Origin of the sequence: Protofrankia sp. CiP1_Cm_nod1, assembly GCF_920888515.1 — a bacterium.
Taxonomy (GTDB): domain Bacteria; phylum Actinomycetota; class Actinomycetes; order Frankiales; family Frankiaceae; genus Protofrankia.
This window is the reverse complement of sequence record NZ_CAKKTM010000181.1, coordinates 949-2,652: the sequence shown is the minus strand read 5'-3', so window position 1 is coordinate 2,652 and position 1,704 is coordinate 949. Positions and strand designations below refer to the sequence as shown.

The window sequence follows — 1,704 nt, the reverse complement described above, 5'->3', positions numbered from 1 at the left end:
TACAACGCGCGAATGCGGAGAGTAACCTTCTCCGCGAGTGCTTCATATCCCCTCCCTCATCGTCCCGTCCGACGCCTGAGTGCTTTCAGAGGTTGCGTCCGCTCGGCGACCGATTTGGCCGGACGAGACGCGAGGCGCCTCGTCCGCGCCGGGAAGTCACAACCAGTGACCCGGAGGCGGCGGGTAACGTCGCCCCGAGCGGGCGCGCCGGCCGGGCCGGCCGGGCCGGCCGACGGACCAGCCCGCAACAGCCCGACACGGAACAGCCCTACACGCGACAGTCCTAAGCACAACAGCGCGACACGCAACAGTTCGACACACAATAGTTCGACGCGGTAAAGACCCCGGACCGACACAAGGGTCCGGCCCCCGACCACGGAGGCGCGATGGCAGTCGTTCTCGGCCCCAACAGGTACGGAAAAGCGGAGATCAGGCTCGTCCACATCGAGCGCTCGACACCGGTGCACCGGATCCGGGACATCAGCGTCACGTCGGCGCTGTGGGGCGACTTCACCAGCGCGCACGTCGACGGTGACAACAGTCACATCCTGGCCACCGACACCCAGAAGAACACCGTCCACGCGTTCGCCCGCACAGGCGGTGTCGGTGAGATCGAACAGTTCGGCCTGCGGCTCGCCCGGCACTTCACCACCGCCACCCCGTGGGTCACCGGCGCGCGGCTGGAGATCGCAGAATACGGCTGGCAACGGATCGAGGTGGACGGCCACGGGCACGACCACGCGTTCCTCCGCACCGGCGGCGAATACCGGACGGCGACGGTCACCGTCGACCGGGACACCGCGCATGTCGTTTCCGGGACAGCCGGCCTGGTCGTACTGAAGTCGACCGGTTCGGCATTCCGGGGATTCATCCGGGACAACTACACTACACTGGCCGGAACGGACGACCGCGTCCTGGCGACCGAAATCACCGCCCGCTGGCGCTGCACGAGCGCCGCCGTCGATTTCGGCACGTTGTTCCCGAGCATCCGGGCGACATTGCTCGAGACGTTTGCCCAGGTCCCCAGCAGCGCGCTGCAACAGACCCTGTACGCCATGGGACGAGAGGTCCTCGCCGCCCATGCCGAAGTGGCCGAAATCCGGCTGTCCATGCCGAACAGGCACCATTTCCCGGTCGACCTGACGCCCTTCGGGCTGGACAATCCCGACGTCGTCTTCCAGGTGGCCGACCGGCCATATGGAAAAATCGAGGGGACTGTCCTGCGGGACGACGTGCCCGCGGCGGAGTCAGCCTGGTAGACGTTCCCCGACGACGACGGCGGCCGGCCGGCTGCGCGTCATCCCGGCTGGTGGGCTCGGACTCGTGGTCACGAGGGAGCCGGGCGCGCCGCTGACAGCCGGAGGGGATCCCCGGCCGCGGCCGCCAGGCGCTGTGCGGCGCTGCCCCGGTTGACCGCGAGCGCCACCAGGCCCGCGGAGTCGACGTAGACGACAAGCTCGCCGGGAGCCACCGAGGCGAACGTGATCCCGAACACGGCCGTGGTCACCACGGTGCCCACGACGACGCGGAGCAGATGGCCGGGCCGCATCCCGGCCGAGGCCAGCAGGGCCGCGTCCGCGGCCACCTGCACGTTGCCGTAGGTGTCGACGGTGACCACCTCGGCCTCCACCTCGACCCCCACCGGCGCTGCCCCGCCGGTCACGCCCGGCTCTCCGGTGCGCACCTCCCCAGCGGCGGGGCCGA

At 69.5% G+C, this 1,704-nt stretch carries 2 protein-coding genes; one reads left to right on the top strand and one right to left on the bottom strand.

All coding sequences use genetic code 11. The features are described from left to right. Positions 1-386: 386 nt before the first annotated feature. Positions 387-1,259: a factor-independent urate hydroxylase gene (pucL, locus tag NBX02_RS08505; protein WP_250290811.1), complete on the top strand. Its 873-nt coding sequence runs from the start codon at positions 387-389 to the stop codon at positions 1,257-1,259. Positions 1,260-1,327: 68 nt separating this feature from the next. On the opposite strand, the gene NBX02_RS08500 is transcribed toward pucL, so the two are convergent. Further along, positions 1,328-1,704 (bottom strand): SAM hydroxide adenosyltransferase (locus tag NBX02_RS08500; protein WP_250290810.1); only part of this gene is annotated, 377 nt, incomplete at its 5' end.

What these genes read in the sequence shown, in the direction of transcription:
- pucL (WP_250290811.1), top strand. Translation starts at nt 387, where the DNA reads ATGGCAGTCGTTCTCGGCCCCAACAGGTACGGAAAAGCGGAGATCAGG.